Below are 20,868 nucleotides of genomic sequence, written 5' to 3' on the forward strand. Positions count from 1 at the left end.
CCTTCGAGGCTCTGCCGTCCTTTCCTTTGCAAGGACCAACATGACAACACATTTCGAGCAGGTCCCCGGCCTGAGTGAGCAGATCGACCCGGCCACCCGTGGCTACGTCTTCAACCAGACCATGTTGCGCATCAAGGACCCCGAGCGCAGCCTGGATTTCTACACCCGCGTGCTGGGCATGCGTCTGGTGCGCAAGCTCGACTTCCCGGAAATGCAGTTCAGCCTCTATTTTCTCGCCTATCTGGATGACGACCAGGCCAGTGAAGTGCCCAGTGATGATCTGAAGCGCACCACCTACACCTTCGGGCGTGAGGCGATGCTGGAGCTGACCCATAACTGGGGCACCGAGAATGACCCGGACTTTGCCTACCATGACGGCAACGCCCAGCCGCAGGGCTTCGGCCATATCGGGGTCAGCGTGCCGGATGTCTACGCGGCTGCCGAGCGTTTCGAGTCGCTGGGCGTCGAGTTCGTCAAGCGTCCCGACGATGGCAAGATGAAGGGGCTGGCCTTCGTGAAGGACCCTGATGGCTACTGGATCGAGATCCTGCGCGCCGATACCTTCGAGCGTCAGGCCAACGGCGAAGCCTGAGACAGGCGGCCGCTGTAAACAACCGCCACCACCGGCATGCCCGGGGTGGCGGTTTTTCGTTCATCCGACACCCCGCGTTGCAGGGGTATCGGCGGCACTCGCTTGCTGCAATGATAGTGTCTGACTGACACTCGCAAGGCGCTCATTATTGATGGCCCTTGAGGTCGATTGCCCATGATGAAAGAGGAGATAGCCATGTCGGAGAATGCACAGCGGTTGAGCGGCAAGGTGGCGGTAGTCAGTGGGGCTTCACGCGGGATCGGCGCCGGGATCGCGCAGCGCCTGGCGGCGGACGGCGCTCACGTCATCGTCAACTATCGCAGCGACAGTGATGGTGCCTTGCAGGTCGTGACGGATATCGAGTCGCGGGGCGGCAAGGCGGTCGCCGTTCAGGCCGATGTCGGTGTCAGCAACGACGCGGCACAATTGTTCACCGAAGCCCAGCGCGTGTACGGCGGGGTGGACATCCTGGTCAACAATGCCGGCATGAGCATCTACAAGCCCATCGCCGATTTCACGGATGACGACTTCGCCAACCTGATGCAGGCCAATCTGACCGGTTCCTTCAATCTGATGCGTGAGGCGGCGCGGCATCTGCGTGATGGCGGGCGCGTGATCAACATGTCCACCTCGGTGACGCGGCAGATGTTCGCGACCTATGGCCCCTATGCGGCTTCCAAGGCCGCAGTGGACCAGCTGACGCGGGTGCTGGCGAAGGAAGTCGGCGAGCGAGGCATCACGGTCAATGCCGTGGCGCCGGGCCCGACGGACACCGGCCTGTTTCGTCATGGCAAGAGTGAAGAGACCATCGAGCGCCTCAAGGGCATGGCGGCGCTGGGGCGCATTGCGGATCCGCAGGATGTCGCAGCCGTGGTGGCCTGGCTTGCCAGTGAAGATGCCGGCTGGGTGAGTGGCCAAGTCATCGGTGCCAATGGCGGCTTTGCCTGAGGTCGCTGAGGTGGGTTTTGCCTAACACCGCCCATGTTTGCGGCTATGCTGTTGTCAGGATGAGGTTTGTTCAGACATTGGCATGAGGGGCTGGTATGAAGGTGACAGCTAGCGAAGTCCACGGCGATATCTCGCCGCAGGGCGTGATCCCGGCTCCCGATGGTTTGCGCGTGGGCTATCCCGGGCACCTTGGGGGGTACTCGCGCGAGTGCGCGCTCAAGCTCTATGCCAACGACGCCCAGCTCAAGGCTTACGCAGGCATCGACGAAGTCATCAGGGCGCTGGCGGAAGGCGAGATCGATACCGCCGTGGTGCCCTGGTCGCGTGGGCATCAGCGTCCGGTGCGCACCACGCATCAGGCGCTGGCATTCTGGACGGGCATCTGCGTCGAGCGGCGCGTCTTCCGTGCCATCAGTCTCAGTCTGCTGGGGCCGCCCGGGGCTTCACCGTCAGCAGTGAGGCGTATCGTGGCGCGTGAGGCCCTGTTTGAAGAGTGCGATGCCTGGCTGCAGCAGAACCTGCCGGAGGTCGAGCGGGTGGAGTGTCTGCACATGGCGGATGCACTGGACATGGCAGAAGGTCGCAGCGATACGCTGGCCATCGCGCCGCCATCACTGGCGCGCCGCCCGGGGCTTGTGTGCCTCGCGCAGCGCATCGAGGATGATCCCGGGCGAGTCGCGCAATTCGCGGTACTGAGGCGTGATCACGCACGGGTGCGCGGCCAGTGCTTTTCCTGTGAGACCACGGTGGATGAAGGGCAGGGCAACGCCATGCTGTCCGGGGCCAGCGAGCCTACCGGGTGAGGGTCGCCGCTCGGTCCTGAGTTCCGTTATGCTGAAGGCCATTCGTCATCAGAGGCCTTTGCATGGTGTCTTCCGACCAGCGCTCATCCGCTCCCTCCGTATCCTCAGCATCCTCTATATCAGAGACGCAGGGCGCCGTGGCTTCATCCGATGTCGCGGCGTCCTGCGTGGTGCAACGCATTCCTGCCACTCCCGCCGAGTGGATCACCCCCGGTGAACTTGATGCCCGCCTGCCGGTGCGGCCGGCCGTGGTGCCGGTCTCGCTGTCGACGGCCGGGCTGATCATCGTCGATGAGATCAATGGCTTCTGTCAGGTCGCAGGAGGCGCTCTGGCGCCTCAGGCGACCAATGCTCAGGTCAGCAGGATGATCGCACTCAGTGATACGCTGGCGCGGACCTTCAGTGAGCGCAGACGCCCCATGCTGGCCTTCATCGATTCCCACGCGCCGGGCAAGCCGGAGCCGCCTTATCCCGCCCATTGTGAGCAGGGCAGCGGCGAGGGTGAGCTGGTGGCGGAACTTGCCTGGCTGGAGGAGGAGCCGCAGGCCACGCTGGTGCGCAAGGACTGCATCAATGGCTATGTCGGCGCGATTGATCCCCATACCCAGGTCAATGCGCTGCAGGATTGGGTGAGCGACGAAGGGCTGGAAACCCTGGTCGTGGTAGGCATCTGCACCGATATCTGCGTGATGGACCTGGTATTGACGTTGCTGTCGGCGCGCAATCACGGCCTGCTGGGCAAGGTGCGTGACATCATGGTGCTGGAGCCCGGCTGTGCCACCTACGACCTACCGGCCCAAGTGGTTGAACAGCTGGGGCTTCCCGATACGGCGACGCATCCCCAGGCAGACAGTCATCACATCGGGCTTTACTGCATGGCGTCGCGCGGTGCGGTCATCGCCAGTCAGCTTGAGCTGACCTCTTGAGCAGATGTCGTGGGCTGCTGTCATGGGTTGAGCCGCATCTCTCGAAAAGTGTCGCCGCACAGAGGAATAGACGAATAGAAGGGTAGGCGAATAGAGAGATATTGAAGAGAGAGGAGGGCGACGCCAGGAAGGCGAAATTTCGCCACATGTCGCGCAGGCAATACCGCCCGTCTGCGCAAAAGGTAGTTTGATTACAACATCTGGCCATGAAAACGCCGCCTCTCTTGCGAGCAGGCGGCGTTTTCATGGGGCGACAGCCAGCGTCATTCAGGCGCGGGTGCTGACCCAGTCATTAGCGTCCGGCACGGCCACTTCGACTTCCTCGGAGATCAACTTCGAGTGGAAGAGGAAGTCCGCGCTGGCCGCATTGCTGGCGACCGGCACGTTCCACAATGCCGCCAGGCGCAGCAGCGCCTTGACGTCAGGATCGTGCGGCATCGGCGCGAAGGGGTCCCACAGGAAGACCAGCAGGTCCAGATTGCCTTCGGCGATACGCGCGCCGATCTGCTGATCACCGCCCAGCGGGCCGCTCAGCAGGCCCTCGACCTCGAGGCCCAGCTCCTTGCTGATGCGGCGGGCAGTCGTGCCCGTGCCCAGCAGCTGGTGACGGGACAGCTCATCGCGCCAGCGATTGGCCCACGCCAGTATTTCATCCTTCTTGCCATCGTGCGCCACCAGCGCAATGCGCTTGCGTGCTGGCAGGGTGCGCCGTGCCTGGCGCTTGGGTCGTTGTTCGCTCATTCCCTGGCCTCCTGAGGATGGGGCAATGTCGCTGTCCTCCCGCCCCGAAAGGCCTGGGGCGGGAGGCCAGCGAGGCCGATCAGTCGATGGTGCTGCCGACAGTGACGATCTTCATGGTGTTGGTGCCGCCATGTGCGTTCATCTGGTCGCCACGGGTCAGGATCACCAGGTCACCGCGAGTCGCGATGCCGCGAGCTTCCAGTTCCGCGATGGCGCGGCGGTTGATTTCCGCCGCCGGCAATTCGCTGGAATCGAAGGGCAGTGACACCACGCCACGGTAGAGCGCCATGCGACGCTGGGTCTTCTGATCCTGTGCCAGGCCGACGATTGGCAGGCCGGAGCGGATGCGCGAGGCGATCAGCGGGGTATAGCCGGATTCCGTCATGCACACGATGGCCACGACACCGGTCAGGTGGTTGGCGGCATACATCGCGGACAGCGCGATGGTCTCGTCGGTCTTGCTGAAGCCTTCGTGGATGCGGTGCTGGGATTCCTGCGCGGCACGCTCACGTTCGGCACCCAGGCAGACGCGATCCATGGTCTCGATGGTCTCGACCGGGAAGTCGCCAGCGGCGGTCTCGGCCGACAGCATCACGGCGTCGGTGCCGTCGAGCACGGCATTGGCGACGTCGAAGACTTCTGCGCGGGTCGGCAGCGGCGCGCTGATCATGGATTCCATCATCTGGGTGGCCGTGATGACCACGCGGTTGAGGCTGCGCGCGCGGCGGATCATGCGCTTCTGCACACCGATCAGCTGAGCATCGCCAATCTCGACGCCCAGATCGCCACGCGCCACCATCACGCCTTCACTGGCGAGGATGATGCCATCCAGCACGGCGTCGTCGGCGACGGCTTCGGCGCGCTCGACCTTGGCGATCAGGCCGATGTCACGGCCTTCCTCGCCCAGCAGTTCACGTGCCAGCTGCATGTCGGCGCCGCTGCGCGGGAAGGACACGGCCAGATAGTCGACACCGATATCGATGGCGGTCTTCAGATCAGCCTTGTCCTTGTCGGTCAGGGCTTCGGCAGACAGGCCACCGCCTTGCTTGTTGATGCCCTTGTTGTTGGACAGCTTGCCGCCGACCTTGACGGTGGTGTGGATCTCGTTGCCCTTGAGCTCATTGACCTCGAGCACCACACGGCCATCGTCGAGCAGTAGCACGTCGCCCGTGGCAACGTCATCGGCCAGTTCCTGGTAGTCACAGCCGACGCGCTCGGCGGTGCCTTCATCTCGGCCCAGGCCGATATCGAGGATGAACGACTGGCCTTCGCTCAGCTTGACGGCGGTATCCTTGAAGCGCGCGATGCGGATTTTCGGACCCTGCAGGTCGCCCAGCACGGCGACGCTGCGGCCCTGGGCGGCGGCGGCCTGGCGTACGGCCTCGGCGCGCATGCGGTGATCTTCGGGGCTACCGTGGGAGAAGTTGAGGCGTACCACATCGACTCCGGCACGAATCATCGCGTCGAGCACACCCGGCTTGTCACTGGCAGGGCCGAGAGTGGCGACAATCTTGGTGCGGCGGATCGGGCCGTTGAACGCGTGCGGCATGAAAGCATACTCCTTGAACACTGGCGTGATGGACTGGCTGAAAACGCAAACCAGGTTGTTGTCATTTTACTACATTGAAGGCTGAAAGGGAGCCTGTCGAGTATCGTCGGCTGTCGTTGTCCATTCTCGTGATCACGATCGGGACTGCAAGGGGGGCGTGAAGTCTGCCGAGAGATTGTTGCGAATACGTTGCCGTGGGTACGCGGACACGGGCTGGGGCCTGAGGGTCTGTCGCGCTACGTCATGCGGGGCGGCCCGCCATTTCGACGCCTGACAGCCAGGCGTCGCAGGCTCTGCGGCAGCGTCGTGGTGACCGCCCCGTCACGCCAATGTCCGCTGGCTGGCTTTCACTGACAGCCATTCCAGTGCTACCTATATAGTGGCAATACCCTGCTGAGCGAAATTTCCGCTCATCGGCCCAGCGCAGGCCCCTGTACCGGACCCGTTGACCGCGGTCATGTGCTGGTGACCTATGCTCAAACCCGGCTCGGAGGCCGGATTGCCCGCGACCACATGCCTGACGGCTGTCGATGTCATTCGGCGCAAGCCGCATGCTGACGTGGCGGGTGGCAGGGCATGTCTCGAGGCTGTCGCAGAGGCACCCTGTCGAGCCGTCCCGTCGAGGCGTCAGTCTCAACATTGCTGGTCAGCGCTGAAATGCTGGGGTAGGGTAGGCGCATTTTTCGGCTGGGACAAAACCCAGCGCGACGAGTCATTCGCCGGCGCAATCAGCGCCGGCCAGGAGATGCGAGCAACCATGGGCAAGTCACTGGTGATCGTCGAGTCGCCTGCCAAGGCCAAGACCATCAACAAGTATCTCGGCAACGACTTCGTGGTGAAGTCGAGTGTCGGGCACATCCGCGACCTGCCGACCAGCGGTAGCGGCAAGCAGGCCACCGACCCCAAGGAACGTGCCCGTCAGGCGGCGGAGACTCGCAAGATGTCGCCCGAGGCCAAGGCGGCTCACAAGGCACAGAAGGCCAAGACCCAGTTGATCCGCCGCATGGGGGTCGACCCGGAGAATGGCTGGGAGGCGCATTATGAGATCCTGCCCGGCAAGGAGAAGGTCGTTTCCGAGCTGACGCGTCTGGCCGAGAAGGCCGACACCATCTATCTCGCGACGGATCTTGACCGCGAAGGTGAGGCGATTGCCTGGCACCTGCGCGAGACCATCGGTGGCGACGATTCGCGTTACAAGCGCGTGGTGTTCAACGAGATCACCAAGAAGGCGATCACGGCAGCCTTCGATGAGCCGGGTGAGCTGAAGATGGACCGCGTGCATGCCCAGCAGGCGCGCCGCTATCTGGATCGCGTCGTGGGCTTCATGGTCTCGCCGCTGCTGTGGGCCAAGGTCGCCCGTGGTCTGTCCGCCGGTCGTGTGCAGTCGGTCGCCGTGCGTCTGATCGTCGAGCGCGAGCGCGAGATCCGCGCCTTCATCCCCGAAGAGTTCTGGGATGTCCACGCTGAGCTGGCCGCCGCCAGTGGTGAGGCGATCCGTTTCGAGCTGGCACGTCAGGATGGCAAGGCCTTCCGTCCGACCAGCGAGAAGGAGACGATGGATCGCATCGCGGCGCTGCGCACCGCCAGACTCGCGATCACCAATCGTGAAGACAAGCCGACGCGCTCCAAGCCGAACGCGCCATTCATCACCTCCACCCTGCAGCAGGCGGCCAGTGGTCGTCTCGGCTTCTCGGTCAAGAAGACCATGATGATGGCCCAGCGTCTCTACGAGGCGGGTTACATCACCTACATGCGTACTGACTCGACCAATCTGTCGGCGGACGCGGTGGCCACGGCGCGCGACTTCATCAGCGAAGAATACGGCAGCAACTACCTTCCTGAAGCGGCCAACGTCTACTCCAGCAAGGAAGGCGCCCAGGAAGCGCACGAAGCGATTCGTCCTTCCGAAGTGTCGCGCCGTGCGACGGATCTCGTCGGCATGGAGCGTGACGCCGAGCGTCTGTATGAGCTGATCTGGCGCCAGTTCGTGGCCTGTCAGATGCTGCCGGCCGAATACCTGTCGTCCACGCTGACCATCGAAGTGGATGGCTATGAGCTGCGCGCCAAGGGCCGTGTGCTCAAGTTCGACGGCTACACGCGTGTCATGAAGCCGATGGGCAAGAAGGAAGAGGACCAGTCGCTGCCGGATCTTGCCATCGGCGAGAAGCTGGACCTGGTCGAGCTGCAGCCGCTGCAACACTTCACCAAGCCCACGGCGCGTTACACCGAGGCCAGCCTGGTCAAGGAGCTGGAAAAGCGTGGTATCGGTCGTCCGTCCACCTATGCCGCCATCATCTCCACCATCCAGGACCGTGGCTACGTGGCGCTGGAAAACCGCCGCTTCTATGCCGAGAAACTGGGCGACATCGTCACCGATCGCCTCAGCGAGTCCTTCAAGGATTTGATGGACTTCGGCTTCACGGCGCGCATGGAAGACTACCTCGATGAGGTGGCCAACGGCGGGCGCAACTGGCGCGAGCTGCTGGACACCTTCTACGCCGAGTTCAAGGCCGAGCTGGACCACGCCCAGTCCGAAGAGGGCATGCGTCCGAACCAGCCGGTGCCGACGGACATCGCCTGCCCGACCTGCGGGCGTGAGATGCAGATCCGTACCGCCTCGACCGGGGTGTTCCTGGGCTGTTCCGGCTACAACCTGCCGCCCAAGGAGCGCTGCAAGACCACCATCGATCTGCTGCCGGGCGATGAGGCCGTGGCGGCCGATGCCGGTGAAGATGCCGAGACGGATGCGCTGCGCGCCAAGCGTCGCTGCCCGATCTGTGCCACCGCGATGGACAGCTACCTGATCGATGAGCAGCGCAAGCTGCACGTCTGCGGCAATAGCCCGGACTGTGTCGGTCACGAGGTCGAGGAAGGTCAGTTCCGCATCAAGGGCTACGATGGCCCGGTGATCGAGTGCGACAAGTGCGGTTCCGACATGCAGCTCAAGACCGGGCGTTTCGGCAAGTACTTCGGCTGCACCAACGAGAATTGCAAGAATACCCGCAAGCTGCTCAAGTCCGGTGAAGTGGCGCCGCCGAAGATGGACCCGATTCCGATGCCGGAACTTGCCTGCGTCAAGGTCGAGGACCACTACGTGCTGCGCGACGGCGCCAGTGGCCTGTTCCTGGCGGCCAGCCAGTTCCCCAAGAATCGCGAGACGCGCCCGCCGCTGGTCAAGGAGCTCAAGGCGCACGCCGACGAGTTGCCGGAGAAGTATCACTTCATTCTCGAGGCCCCGGATCAGGACCCGGATGGACGTCCTGCACAGATTCGCTTCTCGCGCAAGGTCAAGGCTCAGTACGTCATGACCGATGAAGATGGCAAGGCGACCGGCTGGAAGGCGACCTACGACAACGGCCGCTGGGTCGTCGAGGACAAGCGCAAGGGAGCCAAGAGCTGATGAGCCAGCGTGCCCGTACCAATCAGCTGCTGTATCAGGCCGAGTTGCTGCTGGCCCAGTCAGCGGTCTCTGGCGACGATGAGCATGCCGTGGCGCGTCGCATGGCCGGTGAAGAGGGCGCGCTCGCCCTGCTGGAGCTGGCGCTGGCCTCATTGCTGGAAGAGTGTGCCGTGACGGCGCGCTGGCCGCAGGGGAGCTGGCGCGAGCGCCTGGCCACACCACCGACGCCCATTGCCGAGGTCGAGCAGCTGCGCAGCCTGCTGGAACGTCCTGACAGCTGGTTGTCTGAGCTGATCGCGGATGTGACCCGTCTGCATGAAGAGGGTGGCGTCGCTCGCCGCGAGGAATCGCGTTCGCGGGGTGATGGTCTGATCATCGCGGCAGCCTCGAGCGACTCGCTGGCCGAGCGTCTCAGCGCCGCCATCACGGCATTCAAGGCGCTGCTGCCGCAGCTGCGCGAGTCGAGCGTCGAGTGGTAGGTCAAGGCGCTGATATGGCGCTGCACGTTGGTGATGACTGGCGCATGGCGATCGGGTGACGTTTCGCCTTCACGGGTGCTAGACTGATCGCATTGTGGCAAGCCCTGCACTCTCCGGTACGACCATGGCTCTGGCTGTGGTCGTACTTTTTTCTGCGTCGCTGATGGCAACGCGGTGCCGGGCTTGCCAGCCGTCGCGCTGACGATTACAACGACGCCGGTATCTCACGAGGTGCCGTGCAGGAGGAATGACGTGTCCGATCCCGCCGTACTTGAAATTGTGCAAATGGAAGATGGTGAAGTGATTCTGCGCGCCGCGGAAAGCGAAGGTGAGCCGCTGCTCAGCATTCGCATTTCAGACGAGGCCGCTGATCTGCTGCGTGACAATCGTTTCGAGGTCGCGCGTGAGATGATCGACCACGCCATCACCCGGACTCGCCTCTGGGATGGCGAAGAAGACGAGGATGAGCAGTCAGAAGGCATCGTGCACTGATGCATCGCTCGCGCTTCGCGCACAAAAAACCCGCCTCGAGGCGGGTTTTTTTGTGCAATGCGTGCGGCTTTTCTGTTGCTTAAAGCGCAGCTGGTCAAGACCTCAGTGCAGGCCACCATCGCGGATGACACCTACCCCGAGGCCCTCGATCTCCAGGCTGTCCGTGCGCAGGTCGACCTTGATCGGTGAGAAGTCCTCGTTTTCGGCTTCCAGCCACACATAGTGCCCGTCACGGCGGAAGCGCTTGACGGTGACTTCATCTCCCAGGCGTGCCACCACGATCTGCCCGTCACGCACGCTGGTGGTGCGATGCACGGCCAGCAGGTCGCCTTCCAGAATTCCCACATCCTTCATCGACACGCCGCGCACACGCAGCAGGTAGTCGGCAGCCGGCGAGAAGTAGTCGCTCGGCAGCGGGCAGTGACGGTCGATATGCTCGCTGGCAAGAATCGGGCTGCCGGCGGCCACTTCCCCGATCACCGGCAGACCATCGTTGGCGCTCTCGTCGACGTCAGCCAGCGACGGCACGCGAATGCCGCGTGAGGTGCCCGGCACCATCTCGATGGCGCCCTTGCGCTTGAGGGCACGCAGATGCTCCTCGGCGGCATTCGGCGAGCGGAAGCCCAGCGCCTGGGCGATTTCGGCCCGCGTCGGCGGGTAGCCAGAGGACTTGATGGTCTTGATGATGAAGTCGAAGACATCCTGCTGGCGCGGAGTAAGCGGCTGGGTCATGGCATTGCCTTTGGCCTGGGCGGCATCTTGAGCTGACGGCACGGGGTGTGCATCCATACAACTGTCATTGTATCCAGTCATGGCAGTCATGCAAGGCATCGTGGCTTGTGTGGAGGCCTCAAAGGGCAGGTAGTCGTCGAGATATCGCTGTCTGCCGACTTGGCTTGTCGATATCCAAGGCAAGCTGTCGAGAGGGCAATCCGGTGTGGCCCTGCGGGGTGGTCTGTCACCGAGCACGACGAGTCCTTGAATCGGAACGGTCTGCATTGAAGGAATATCAGGCTCGACTAAACCTTTGGCGTTTGAAACGCGAGAGAATTGTCAGTCGTGACATGGCGCGCTAGAATCAAAGTGTTTCAAACGAATGTTCGCCGATGGCAGTGTTCGGATGTGTCGTGCTCACGTGTGCCGTGGTCAAACGAGCCGATATCGTACGTGGCTTTCCGGTGAACCTGCACCACCTCATGAGAGAGTCGCCGCGCGGCGCTTGCGTCGTGACCTACGACTCCAGTCCTCTTCTACCTGACAAGGGTTCCGCCCATGGCCCAGACCGATACCGTTACCCGCATCCTCGATACTGCCGAGGTGCTGTTCGCCGAGCGTGGTTTCGCCGAGACCTCATTGCGCAACATCACCAGCAAGGCCAAGGTCAATCTGGCGGCGGTGAACTACCACTTCGGGTCCAAGAAATCGCTGATCCAGGCGGTCTTCGCGCGCTATCTCGATCCATTCAGCGAGCGTTTCCACGCGGCGCTCGACAGTGTCGAGCAGCAATACGCCGGGCGTCAGGTGCCGCTTGAGGTCCTGCTGGAGGTGATGGCGCGTACCGTGCTGGAGGTGCCGGCCGAGCGCAACAGCCTGCGCACCTTCATGCGCCTGCTCGGGCTTGCCTACACTCAGGGTCAGGGCCATATGCGGCGCTATATCCGCGAGCATTACGGCACGGTCTTCAGCCGCTTCGCCGAGCTTCTGAAGCTTGCGACCCCTGATCTGCCGGACAACGAGCGCTTCTGGCGCCTGCACTTCATGCTCGGTAGCGTGATCTTCACCTTCTCGGGCCTGGATGCACTGCGGGATATCGAGGAGGCCGAGTATGGCCATCACACCACGGTGCGTGAGCTGATCCAGCACATGCGTCCGGTGGTGGTCGCGGCGATGGCAGCGCCGTTGCCGGCCTCGCTCGGGGATGGTGAGGCGGTCACCCAGGCGGCCAGCTGATGGCCTGCTGGGTAGCGGTGGATCTCTCGCGCCAGAGCCTTGAGATACGCAATGACGCGCCGAGTGGCAGTCGTGATGCGCCGCCCTGCGCGGCTGCCCCTGACGCGCTGGTGCACGCCTGCGCGATCTCCAGCGGCCTCAACGGTATCGGCGAGCTCGATGGCAGCGGTTGCACGCCAACCGGCTGGCATGTGATTTGTGCCGCCATCGGGGCGGGCAATCCGCGTGGCGCCGTCTATCGCGGACGGCGCTTCACGGGCGAGGTATTCACCCCCGAGCTTGCCGAGGAGCATCCAGAGCGTGACTGGATCCTGACGCGCATTCTATGGCTCAGTGGCCGCGAGCCGGGCATCAATCGCGGTCGCAATGCCCGCGGTGAGCGGGTCGATAGCCTGCGCCGCTACATCTATTTTCATGGCACGCCCAGCACGGAGCCCATGGGGATAGCGGCGTCCCACGGCTGCATTCGCTTGCGCGATGATGACCTGCTGCGACTCTTTGCCGAGGCTGTGCCAGGCACTCCGGTGCTGCTGCATCCCTGAAGGCGTTGGTGTACGAGTCTGATACCCTCCATGAGCTGCCGCCGGAACCTGGGTGACAGCCCCTTGCCGGGGCGCAGCTGGCCGCGACTGTTCGATAGGGGTTCAGTCGGCTAGAATTGCGCCTTTCCTCGCGCTGGCAGCCTGATTCATCGTGTTTCTTCCAGGCTGCCGAGCCCCGTAAAAGACATGAAGTCCCGGCGGTCGTGAATCCTCTCTTCACGGGATATCACTGCCGCAGGCCATGGACAGGAAGGATGACATGACACAGCCACTGGGCTCCGTAATGGTCGATGTTGCGGGGCTGACCCTCGCCCGCGACGAACGTGAACTGCTGGCACGCCCTGCCGTCGGGGGCGTCATCCTGTTTGCGCGCAACTGTGCCTCTCCCGAGCAGGTACTGGAGCTGAGCCGCGAGATTCGCAGCGTCAATCCCCACCTGCTGATCGCCATCGATCAGGAAGGCGGGCGCGTCCAGCGCCTGCGCGAGGGCGTGACACGCCTGCCGTCGATGCGCAGCCTGGCGCAATGCTGTCTCGGGCGTGACTGTGATGGCTGCGGCGAAGACGCCCAGGCCGCAGGCCTGGGTCTGGCACGCGATGCCGGCTGGCTGCTGGGCATGGAAATGGCAGCCATCGGCTGTGATATCACCTTTGCGCCGGTACTGGATATCGATGTGGCTGGCTCGACCATCATTGGCGATCGCAGCTTCGGCGCCACGCCGGAAGACGTCATCGCGGTGGGCGGCGCCTTCATCGACGGGCTGCAGGAGGCGGGCATGTCCGCCGTCGGCAAGCACTACCCGGGGCATGGTGGCATCTCGGCAGATACCCACCTGGAACGCGTGGTCGACCCGCGTCCGTTCCGCGAGCTGCGCGAGCATGATCTCAAGCCCTTCGCGGCCCTCGCCGAGCGCCTGGGCGGCGTGATGCCGGCGCATGTGATCTATCCGGATTTCGATGCACGTCCCGCGGGCTTCTCGCCCAGCTGGTTGGGCCTGCTGCGCGAAGAGTTCGGCTTCAAGGGCGCCATCTTCTCCGATGATCTCGGCATGGCGGCGGCCGTCGCGGAAGGCAGCCCGGCAGAGCGTGCGCGCCTGGCGCTGGACGCTGGCTGCGACATGGCGCTGGTCTGCAATGACCCTGCCGCCGCGCGCGAAGTGCTCGACAGTCTCGATGATGATGAGCAGCGCCACCGAGGCAAGCGCCAGGCGCGACTGCGCTATGCACGGGCTCGCCCGACGCTGGATGGTCTGGTGGGGCTGTCACGCTGGCGGCGCACCCACGCGCGGCTCGAATCGATGGCGGCCAGTCAGGCATCACAGCAGGTCGCCATGCCTTCGGGCACGCTAGGCAGCACCGAGGCGTCTGACGCACGGTCGGCCTCTGAGTCCGGTAACGCGCAATAATCAGGCACGCGGTGCCTTTTTCGAGTCGAAGACTGGCAAGGAATTCCCATGGCTGAGCAATCCGCCACCGAGGCTGCTGCCGACAAACTGGCAGCGCCTGCCGAAGAGATGATCAATCAATGGGTCGAGCCGCTGCGGCAATGGGTCGAGCAGACCTTTGGCCTGCCACTGTGGGGCATCAATCTCGCTCTGCTGCTGCTGGCGGTGCTGTTGCTGCACCTCATCGAGCGAGTGGTGCTCACCCGCCTGGCGGCGCATGCCGAGAAGAGCCGCAACCTTTGGGATGACGCCCTGGTGCATGGCCTGCGTCATCCCTTGTCATTCTGGCTCTACAGCATGGGGGGGTTGCTGGCGCTCGGCATCATCGCCGGCCAGTTCAGCCTCGGCGAGGCCGAGAAGTACCTGGGCACGGCGCGCCAGATCGTGACCCTGCTGGCGCTGGCCTGGGCGTTGATCCGCATGGTCAAGCGCTTCGAGGCGCTGCGCACCATGCCGCCGCCCGGCACCAACGTCAACGCGATGGATGCCACCACGGCCTCGGCGATCAGCAAGCTGCTGCGTGCGGTCGTGGTCGTGCTGGTGGGGCTGGCCATCCTGCAGAATCTCGGCGTCTCGCTGTCCGGGGTGCTGGCCTTCGGCGGTGTCGGCGGTATCGCGGTCGGCTTTGCGGCGCGGGATCTGCTGGCCAACTTCTTCGGCGCCCTGATGATCCATCTCGACCGGCCGTTCAAGGTCGGCGACTGGATCCGATCACCGGACCGCGAGATCGAGGGCACCGTCGAGGATATCGGTTGGCGCCTGACGCGCATCCGCACCTTCGACATGCGGCCCCTCTACGTGCCGAACGCCATCTTCACCAGCATCTCGGTGGAGAATCCGTCACGCATGTACAATCGCCGCATCTTCGAGACCGTGGGGCTGCGCTATGAGGATGCCGCCCAGATCGGCCCCATCGTTGCCGCGGTACGCGAGATGCTGGAAGGCCATGACGAGATCGACCAGACGCGCACCCAGATCGTGAACTTTACCACCTACGGTGAGCACTCGCTGAATTTCTTCGTCTATGTCTTCACGCGCACCACCGACTGGGTGAAGTACCACGCGATCAAGCAGGATGTCCTGCTCAAGATGCACGACATCATCCGTGAGCATGATGCCCAGGTGGCGCTGCCTGGCCAGCGTCTGCATTTTGCCGATGTGCTGTCCTTCGAAGGGCACAACCATGAACACGACGCCGAGGCAGAGCATGCCGCGGCGTCATCAGACACGCAGACGCGCGGGTCCCGCCGCCGTTCTGATTCAACCGCCGCTGCTACATCCTCCTCTGCGCCCGTCCGGCGTGGAGATGAGGCCAGTGACACCCAGGAAACTCCCGATGCTGACTCCGACGCCTGAGACCCTCACCGCCCTGCATGACGAAATGCGTGAGGTGATGGACAATGCCGATTGCCTGATCCCGCAAGCTGACCTTGAAGTGGCACTCGACCGCATGGCCGTTGAGCTGACGGAACGCCTCGGCGATCGCATGCCGATCTTCTATTGCGTGATGAACGGCGGGCTGATCACCGCCGGCCAGCTGTTGACCCGCCTCGACTTCCCGCTGGAAGTCGATTATCTGCACGCCACTCGCTACCGTGGCGCGATGCGCGGCGGCGAGCTGTTCTGGCGCGTCAACCCGGAGCTGCCGATGGCCGGTCGCGACGTGGTGATCGTCGATGACATTCTCGATGAAGGCGGCACCCTGGCCGCGATCCTGGAGTATTGCCGTGAAGCCGGTGCGCGCAGCGTGTCCAGCTGTGTGCTGGTCGACAAGAAGCATGACCGCAAGGCCTACCCGGGCTTCAAGGCCGACTTCTGTGGCCTCGACGTCGAAGACCGCTTCCTGTTCGGCTTCGGCATGGACTACAAGGGCTACTGGCGTAACGCACCGGGCATCTATGCGCCCAAGGGGCTGTAACCCAGGGGCTGTAAGCCAAGTGTCTGTGACATGAGTCACCGGGTGGCAGTCGCCATCGCCTGCTGTCATCGCCATCACTTGCACTAGCCATCGCCACCGCTGGCACTCTTCACCACCCGCCCGGGCAACCGCGGCGGGTGGTGTCGTTTCCGGGGCCTTTTCTGTTCTCCTGGTGCAGAGCATGACGATTGTGCTTGTCGTTGTCGGTCGGCTCGGAGTAGCGTTCGCTGAGGATCGGAGTGTCCGGTCCCGGGAGATTCCTGCACATGGGTGGCAAGGAGGCGGGCGATGCTGGCGGTGATCGGTGGCACGGGGTTCGGTAGTTGGTCAGACATGGAAGTGCTAAAGCGCGGCGGGCAGGAAACGCCTCTCGGGGCGGCATCCTGTGGCGTCGTGGAAGGGCGTCTGAATGGGCAATCGCTGCTGTTTCTGGCGCGTCATGGTCAACCACACAAGGTGCCGCCGCACCGCATCAACTATCGCGCCAATCTATGGGCGCTCAAGCAGGCGGGTGCGACCCACGTGGTGGGGGTCAACTGTGTGTCCGGCATCGACCCGACGCTGGCCCCGGGCACGCTGGTGGTGCCGGACCAGTTGATCGATTACACCACCGGCCGTGAGGGGTCGTTCTTCGATGGGCGTTTCAAGCCGTTCCAGCATGTGTCGTTCGCCTGGCCGTACCACCGGGGCTGGCGTGAGGAGCTGCATGCGGCGGCGGCCGATGCGGGCCTGCCTCTCACGGCTGGCGGGGTGCTGGGCGTGGTGCAGGGGCCGCGGCTGGAAACGGCCGCCGAGATCCGCCTGATGGCCCGCGATGGCAATACCCTGGTCGGTATGACGGGCATGCCCGAGGCCGTGCTGGCACGCGAACTCGAGATGGAATACGCCAGCCTGTGTCTGGTGATCAGCCATGCCGCGGGTGTCGGCGAAGAGGAGCCGACCCGTGCGGGCACGGAATCCGTGATCGTGGCCGGCATGCCGAGGGTGCAGTGCTTGCTGGCAGCGCTGTTAGCGCGCCATGCCTGAGCTATTTGACCTCAGGAGGAGCGTGGGGGATGCGGTGGTTCAGGTAGGGGAGTGAAGAGGGTTTAGAGCAGGTAGTGGGTATGCTTGCACGAAATAACGGCCTGCATTCGCGATGCAGGCCGTTTTCATTTTTCGTTCAAGCTCTAGCTCACGCTCACGTGCATGCCCAGGCGCCTGACAGCGCAGGGCGCGTCAGGCCGCCTTGGTCTTGGCATTGAGCAGGTCCAGCAAGGTCTCGCAGAAGCTGAAGCGCTTCTCGGCGTCATCCATGTCGGTGGCGAAGCGCAGCGTGTCGGCGCCTTCCAGCTTGTAGACGTCTGACTGGCGCTGGATCAGGTTGACCAGTGTCAGCGGATCGACCGGCGTCTGGGCGCCGAAGATGATGCGACCACGCCCGGCGCCGGCCTCCAGCTTGATGATGCCCAGCGCCTGGGCGCGCTGGCGCAGCTGGGTCTGGCGGAACAGGGTCTTGACCGGTTCCGGTAGCAGGCCGAAGCGGTCGATCATCTCGACCTGCAGCTCGCGCAGGTCGCTTGCGTTCTCGGCATTGCTGATGCGCTTGTACATCATCAGGCGCTGCTGGACGTCGTGCAGATAATCGGCCGGAATCAGTGCCGGCAGGTTCAGGCTGACCTCGACGCCTTCATCCAGCGGCGACTCGATATTGGGCGTCTTGCCCGCCTTGATGGCCTTCACGGCGCGATCCAGCATCTCCATGTACAGCGAGTAGCCGATGGTTTCCATCTGCCCGGACTGCTCGTCACCCAACAGCTCACCCGCGCCGCGGATCTCCATGTCATGGGAGGCCAGCGTGAAGCCGGCACCGAGGTCCTGGGATTCGCTGATCGCCTCCAGACGCTTGACCGCATCGCGAGTCATCGCCTTGGGATGCGGGGTCAGCAGGTAGGCATAGGCCTGGTGATGCGAGCGTCCGACTCGGCCGCGCAGCTGGTGCAGCTGGGCCAGGCCGAACTTGTCGGCGCGCTCGATGATGATGGTGTTGGCGCTCGGAATGTCGATGCCGGTCTCGATGATGGTCGAGCACACCAGCACGTTGAAGCGTTTGTGATAGAAGTCCGACATGCGCCGCTCCAGGCTGCGCTCCGGCAGCTGGCCGTGGGCGACGCCGACATTGGCCTCAGGCACCAGCTCCGCGATGCGGGCGGCGCTCTCCTCGATGGTCTTGACCTCATTGTGCAGCACGTAGACCTGCCCGCCGCGCAACAGCTCACGCAGGATGGCTTCCTTTACCACACCGTCGTTGCGCTGCTGGACGAAGGTCTTCACCGACAGGCGGCGCGCCGGTGGTGTGGCGATGATGGACAGGTCGCGAATGCCGCTCATCGCCATGTTCAGCGTGCGTGGTATCGGCGTGGCGGTCAGGGTCAGGATGTCGACCTCGGCGCGCAGGCTCTTGAGGCGTTCCTTCTGGGAGACGCCGAAGCGGTGCTCCTCATCGATGATCAGCAGCCCCATGTTGGGCAGTTCCAGCGACTTGGAAAGCAGCTTGTGGGTGCCGATCACGATATCGGTCTGGCCGCTCTTGATGCGCTCGAGAGAGGTTTCCTGGCCCTTGCCGCTGGTGAAGCGCGACAGCAGGGAGATCTCCACCGCGGTGTCGGCGAAGCGATCGCGGAAGTTGTCGTAGTGCTGCTGGGCGAGCAGAGTGGTGGGCACCAGCACCACTACCTGACGGCCGGAGTTGACGGCCAGGAAGGCGGCACGCATCGCGACCTCGGTCTTGCCGAAGCCGACATCGCCACATACCACGCGGTCCATCGGCTGGGGTGCGCACATGTCCTGGATCACCGCGCCGATGGTCTGCGCTTGGTCCGGGGTTTCCTCAAAGGGGAAGCTGGCCGCGAAGCGTGCGTAGTCCTCGGCGGGGAAGTCGCAGGCATGGCCGACACGCGCCTCGCGGCGTGCATAGACGTCCAGCAGCTCGGCGGCGGTATCGCGAATCTTCTCGGCCGCCTTGCGCTTGGCCTTCTCCCACTGCTCGGAGCCCAGCTTGTGCAGCGGCGCCAGCTCGTCACTGGCGCCGGAATAGCGCGAGATCAGATGCAGGCTGTCCACCGGCACGTAGAGCTTGGCGCCATCGGCGTATTCGAGCGCGAGGAACTCGGCCTCCTGACCACCGGCGTTGATGGTCTCCAGTCCCAGATAGCGGCCGACGCCATGGGTGTGGTGAACCACCGGTGCGCCTTCACGCAGCTCCGAGAGGTGGCGCACGGCCAGCTCGTTGTCATCGGTGGCGCGCGCCTGGCGGCGGCTCTGCCGTACCACTTCGCCGTAGAGCTCGGTCTCGGTGATGACCACCAGCCCCTTGTGGCTGTCGGTATCATCGCTGGACAGGGCATCTTCTGTCTGCGCACTGGCCACCCAGGTGCCATTCGTCAGGCCACCGACGGTCAGGCCGACGGCGGCTGGACTGTCCACGAAGTGCTCGAAACTTGCGAAGTCATCCAGGCTACGCAGCCCGAAGCCACGCAGCAGCGGGGTGAGCTGCTCCTCGACGACTTCGCGGCGACCCTGGGTCTCGGCGACGAACAGTACGCGCTGGGCATGTCTGCCGTTCAGGCGTTGTTTCAGGAAGCTGGCCAGGGCCTGAGTCGGGTCGGCGCTGCGCGCATCGATGGCCAGGCTTGGCAGTGTCTGGTGGCCGAATTCGATGGCGTGGGCATTGGGCTCGCGTACCAGCTCGATGCGTTCGTGCTGCTTGATCTGGCCCAGCAGCTCATTGACCGGCACGAAGGCGCGGTGCGGAGGCAGCAGCGGGCGTGTCGGATCGACGCCCAGATTGGCGTAGCGGGTGGTGATGGCGTCCCAGTGGCTCTCGGCCGCCTCGCGTACACCGGGCAGCATGGCGATGCGCAGTTCATCGCCCATGTGATCGAACAGCGTCGCGGTCTCGTCGAAGAACAGTGGCAGATACTGCTCGAGTCCCGGCGAGGGGATGCCCTTGATGGCGTCGTTGTAGAGAATGCACTGGCGCGGGTCGACATCGAACAGCGTCTCGAAGCCCTCGCGGAAGCAGGCAATGGCGCCACGCGTCAGCGGGTATTCATGCGCGGGCAGAATCTCGATCGCCTCGACCTTGTCGCCACTGCGCTGGGTGTCAGGGTCGAAGGCCCGCAGGGTGTCGATCTCGTCATCGAACAGATCGATGCGCAGTGGTTGCTCGCTGCCCATGGGAAACAGGTCGATCAGCGCGCCGCGCAATGCATATTCGCCTGGCTCATAGACCGTCTCCACTGCGCGATAACCGGCCCGCGACAGGCGTGAGCGGAAGTCTTCGCGATTGAGGATGTCGCCCTTGGCGAGACTGAAGACCTGGCCTGCGATGTAATCCACCGGCGCGAGGCGCTGCATCAGGGTGTTGACCGGCACCGGCACGATGGCGCGGCGGCTGGTCTGCAGGGTGCGCAGGGTACGCAGCCGCTCCGAGACGATGTCCTGATGTGGCGAGAAGCTGTCGTAGGGCAGCGTTTCCCAATCGGGGAAGGGCAGCAGGCGCTCGGGGTGGCGCGTATAGAAGCGCAGGTCGGCTTCCAGGCGCTGGGCGCTGGCAGTGTCCGGTGTGATGACCATCAGCGGCGCTTCATCGGCATCGGCCAGGCGCGCCAGCGCCAGCGCCGCGGCGCTGGGGTCATTGAGCATCCAGAAGGTGGTTTCGCGGCGCGAGCGCGGCAACGGGGGCGTCAGCGGGGTCTCGAACATGGGCTCTGGTGTCTTGTGTCCTGGGCTTGGGCGCAACGCCTTGTGGCGTTCACGGCACGGGATGACGTCACGGGCAGGGCCCGAGTGAATAAGGTGCTGGGTCAGTCGCTCACGGTGAGCGGCCCACGCAGGCAGATGACGCTGAGCGACTCATGGACGCAAGGTAGTCTCTCGAGTGCATGGCACACCGGTGAGCACACGGCGCGCACATGAGTGCACGACACGCTCAAGAGAGCGACAAGGCAGGCGCGATGCCTCGGCTTGCAGGCGAGCTTCACCGCAAGCTGTCGCAGCGCAAGGCGCTGAAGCGTCATTCCTCGCCATGAAAGGAGTCGCGC

17 protein-coding genes are annotated in these 20,868 nt (G+C 64.0%); 13 read left to right on the top strand and 4 right to left on the bottom strand.

Annotated features, from left to right (window positions below):
• The first annotated feature begins 40 nt into the window (after nucleotides 1-40).
• The 4 genes from gloA to QQF40_RS00970 all read left to right on the top strand — a co-directional run bounded on the left by gloA (nucleotide 41) and on the right by QQF40_RS00970 (nucleotide 3,269).
• Nucleotides 41-592 (top strand): lactoylglutathione lyase, encoded by a 552-nt coding sequence (gloA, locus tag QQF40_RS00955; RefSeq protein WP_175088235.1) that lies wholly within the window; start codon nucleotides 41-43, stop codon nucleotides 590-592.
• A gap of 195 nt (nucleotides 593-787) precedes the next feature.
• Nucleotides 788-1,540 (top strand): SDR family oxidoreductase, encoded by a 753-nt coding sequence (locus QQF40_RS00960; protein ID WP_175088234.1) that lies wholly within the window; start codon nucleotides 788-790, stop codon nucleotides 1,538-1,540.
• Nucleotides 1,541-1,635: 95 nt separating this feature from the next.
• Nucleotides 1,636-2,343 (top strand): prephenate dehydratase domain-containing protein, encoded by a 708-nt coding sequence (locus QQF40_RS00965; protein WP_175088233.1) that lies wholly within the window; start codon nucleotides 1,636-1,638, stop codon nucleotides 2,341-2,343.
• Between the two features lie 137 nt (nucleotides 2,344-2,480).
• Nucleotides 2,481-3,269, top strand: coding sequence for an isochorismatase family protein (locus QQF40_RS00970; protein WP_285460157.1), 789 nt, complete (start codon nucleotides 2,481-2,483; stop codon nucleotides 3,267-3,269).
• A gap of 267 nt (nucleotides 3,270-3,536) precedes the next feature.
• On the opposite strand, the gene QQF40_RS00975 is transcribed toward QQF40_RS00970, so the two are convergent.
• Both QQF40_RS00975 and pyk read right to left on the bottom strand, forming a co-directional pair.
• Complete coding sequence (locus QQF40_RS00975) at nucleotides 3,537-4,010, bottom strand: methylglyoxal synthase (protein WP_175088231.1); 474 nt, start codon at nucleotides 4,008-4,010, stop codon at nucleotides 3,537-3,539.
• Between the two features lie 79 nt (nucleotides 4,011-4,089).
• Nucleotides 4,090-5,559, bottom strand: coding sequence for a pyruvate kinase (gene pyk, locus QQF40_RS00980; protein WP_285460158.1), 1,470 nt, complete (start codon nucleotides 5,557-5,559; stop codon nucleotides 4,090-4,092).
• Nucleotides 5,560-6,316: 757 nt separating this feature from the next.
• Here pyk and topA point away from each other — a divergent pair.
• The 3 genes from topA to QQF40_RS00995 all read left to right on the top strand — a co-directional run bounded on the left by topA (nucleotide 6,317) and on the right by QQF40_RS00995 (nucleotide 9,930).
• On the top strand, nucleotides 6,317-8,959 hold the full coding sequence (gene topA / locus QQF40_RS00985; RefSeq protein ID WP_285460159.1) for a type I DNA topoisomerase: 2,643 nt from the start codon (nucleotides 6,317-6,319) through the stop codon (nucleotides 8,957-8,959).
• Entirely contained in the window at nucleotides 8,959-9,438 is a 480-nt protein-coding gene (locus tag QQF40_RS00990; RefSeq protein ID WP_175088228.1) for a DUF6586 family protein, read from the top strand. Before topA ends, QQF40_RS00990 begins: the two co-directional genes overlap by 1 nt.
• Nucleotides 9,439-9,690: 252 nt before the next feature.
• On the top strand, nucleotides 9,691-9,930 hold the full coding sequence (locus tag QQF40_RS00995; protein ID WP_052384340.1) for a hypothetical protein: 240 nt from the start codon (nucleotides 9,691-9,693) through the stop codon (nucleotides 9,928-9,930).
• Nucleotides 9,931-10,032: 102 nt separating this feature from the next.
• On the opposite strand, the gene lexA is transcribed toward QQF40_RS00995, so the two are convergent.
• Nucleotides 10,033-10,662 carry a transcriptional repressor LexA gene (gene lexA, locus QQF40_RS01000; protein WP_175088227.1) on the bottom strand — a complete coding sequence of 210 codons (630 nt, stop codon included), beginning with the start codon at nucleotides 10,660-10,662 and terminating at the stop codon, nucleotides 10,033-10,035.
• Between the two features lie 540 nt (nucleotides 10,663-11,202).
• Here lexA and QQF40_RS01005 point away from each other — a divergent pair.
• From QQF40_RS01005 to QQF40_RS01030, 6 genes are all read left to right on the top strand, one after another.
• Complete coding sequence (locus tag QQF40_RS01005) at nucleotides 11,203-11,880, top strand: TetR/AcrR family transcriptional regulator (RefSeq protein WP_043331928.1); 678 nt, start codon at nucleotides 11,203-11,205, stop codon at nucleotides 11,878-11,880.
• Entirely contained in the window at nucleotides 11,880-12,422 is a 543-nt protein-coding gene (locus tag QQF40_RS01010; protein ID WP_285460160.1) for a L,D-transpeptidase, read from the top strand. The genes QQF40_RS01005 and QQF40_RS01010 overlap by 1 nt, the downstream gene beginning before the upstream one ends.
• A 259-nt stretch (nucleotides 12,423-12,681) precedes the next feature.
• Nucleotides 12,682-13,827 (top strand): beta-N-acetylhexosaminidase, encoded by a 1,146-nt coding sequence (gene nagZ, locus QQF40_RS01015; RefSeq protein ID WP_175088225.1) that lies wholly within the window; start codon nucleotides 12,682-12,684, stop codon nucleotides 13,825-13,827.
• Nucleotides 13,828-13,875: 48 nt separating this feature from the next.
• A complete protein-coding gene (locus tag QQF40_RS01020; protein ID WP_285460161.1) occupies nucleotides 13,876-15,222 on the top strand; it encodes a mechanosensitive ion channel family protein in 1,347 nt (448 codons plus the stop codon).
• On the top strand, nucleotides 15,203-15,784 hold the full coding sequence (locus QQF40_RS01025; protein WP_043331927.1) for a hypoxanthine-guanine phosphoribosyltransferase: 582 nt from the start codon (nucleotides 15,203-15,205) through the stop codon (nucleotides 15,782-15,784). The genes QQF40_RS01020 and QQF40_RS01025 overlap by 20 nt, the downstream gene beginning before the upstream one ends.
• Nucleotides 15,785-16,072: 288 nt before the next feature.
• Entirely contained in the window at nucleotides 16,073-16,810 is a 738-nt protein-coding gene (locus tag QQF40_RS01030) for an S-methyl-5'-thioinosine phosphorylase (RefSeq protein WP_285460162.1), read from the top strand.
• Between the two features lie 192 nt (nucleotides 16,811-17,002).
• Here QQF40_RS01030 and mfd read toward each other — a convergent pair whose 3' ends face one another.
• Entirely contained in the window at nucleotides 17,003-20,530 is a 3,528-nt protein-coding gene (gene mfd, locus QQF40_RS01035; RefSeq protein ID WP_285460163.1) for a transcription-repair coupling factor, read from the bottom strand.
• Between the last annotated feature and the right edge of the window lie 338 nt (nucleotides 20,531-20,868).

It is taken from the genome of Cobetia sp. LC6 (genome assembly GCF_030264805.1).
Taxonomy (GTDB): Bacteria; Pseudomonadota; Gammaproteobacteria; order Pseudomonadales; family Halomonadaceae; genus Cobetia.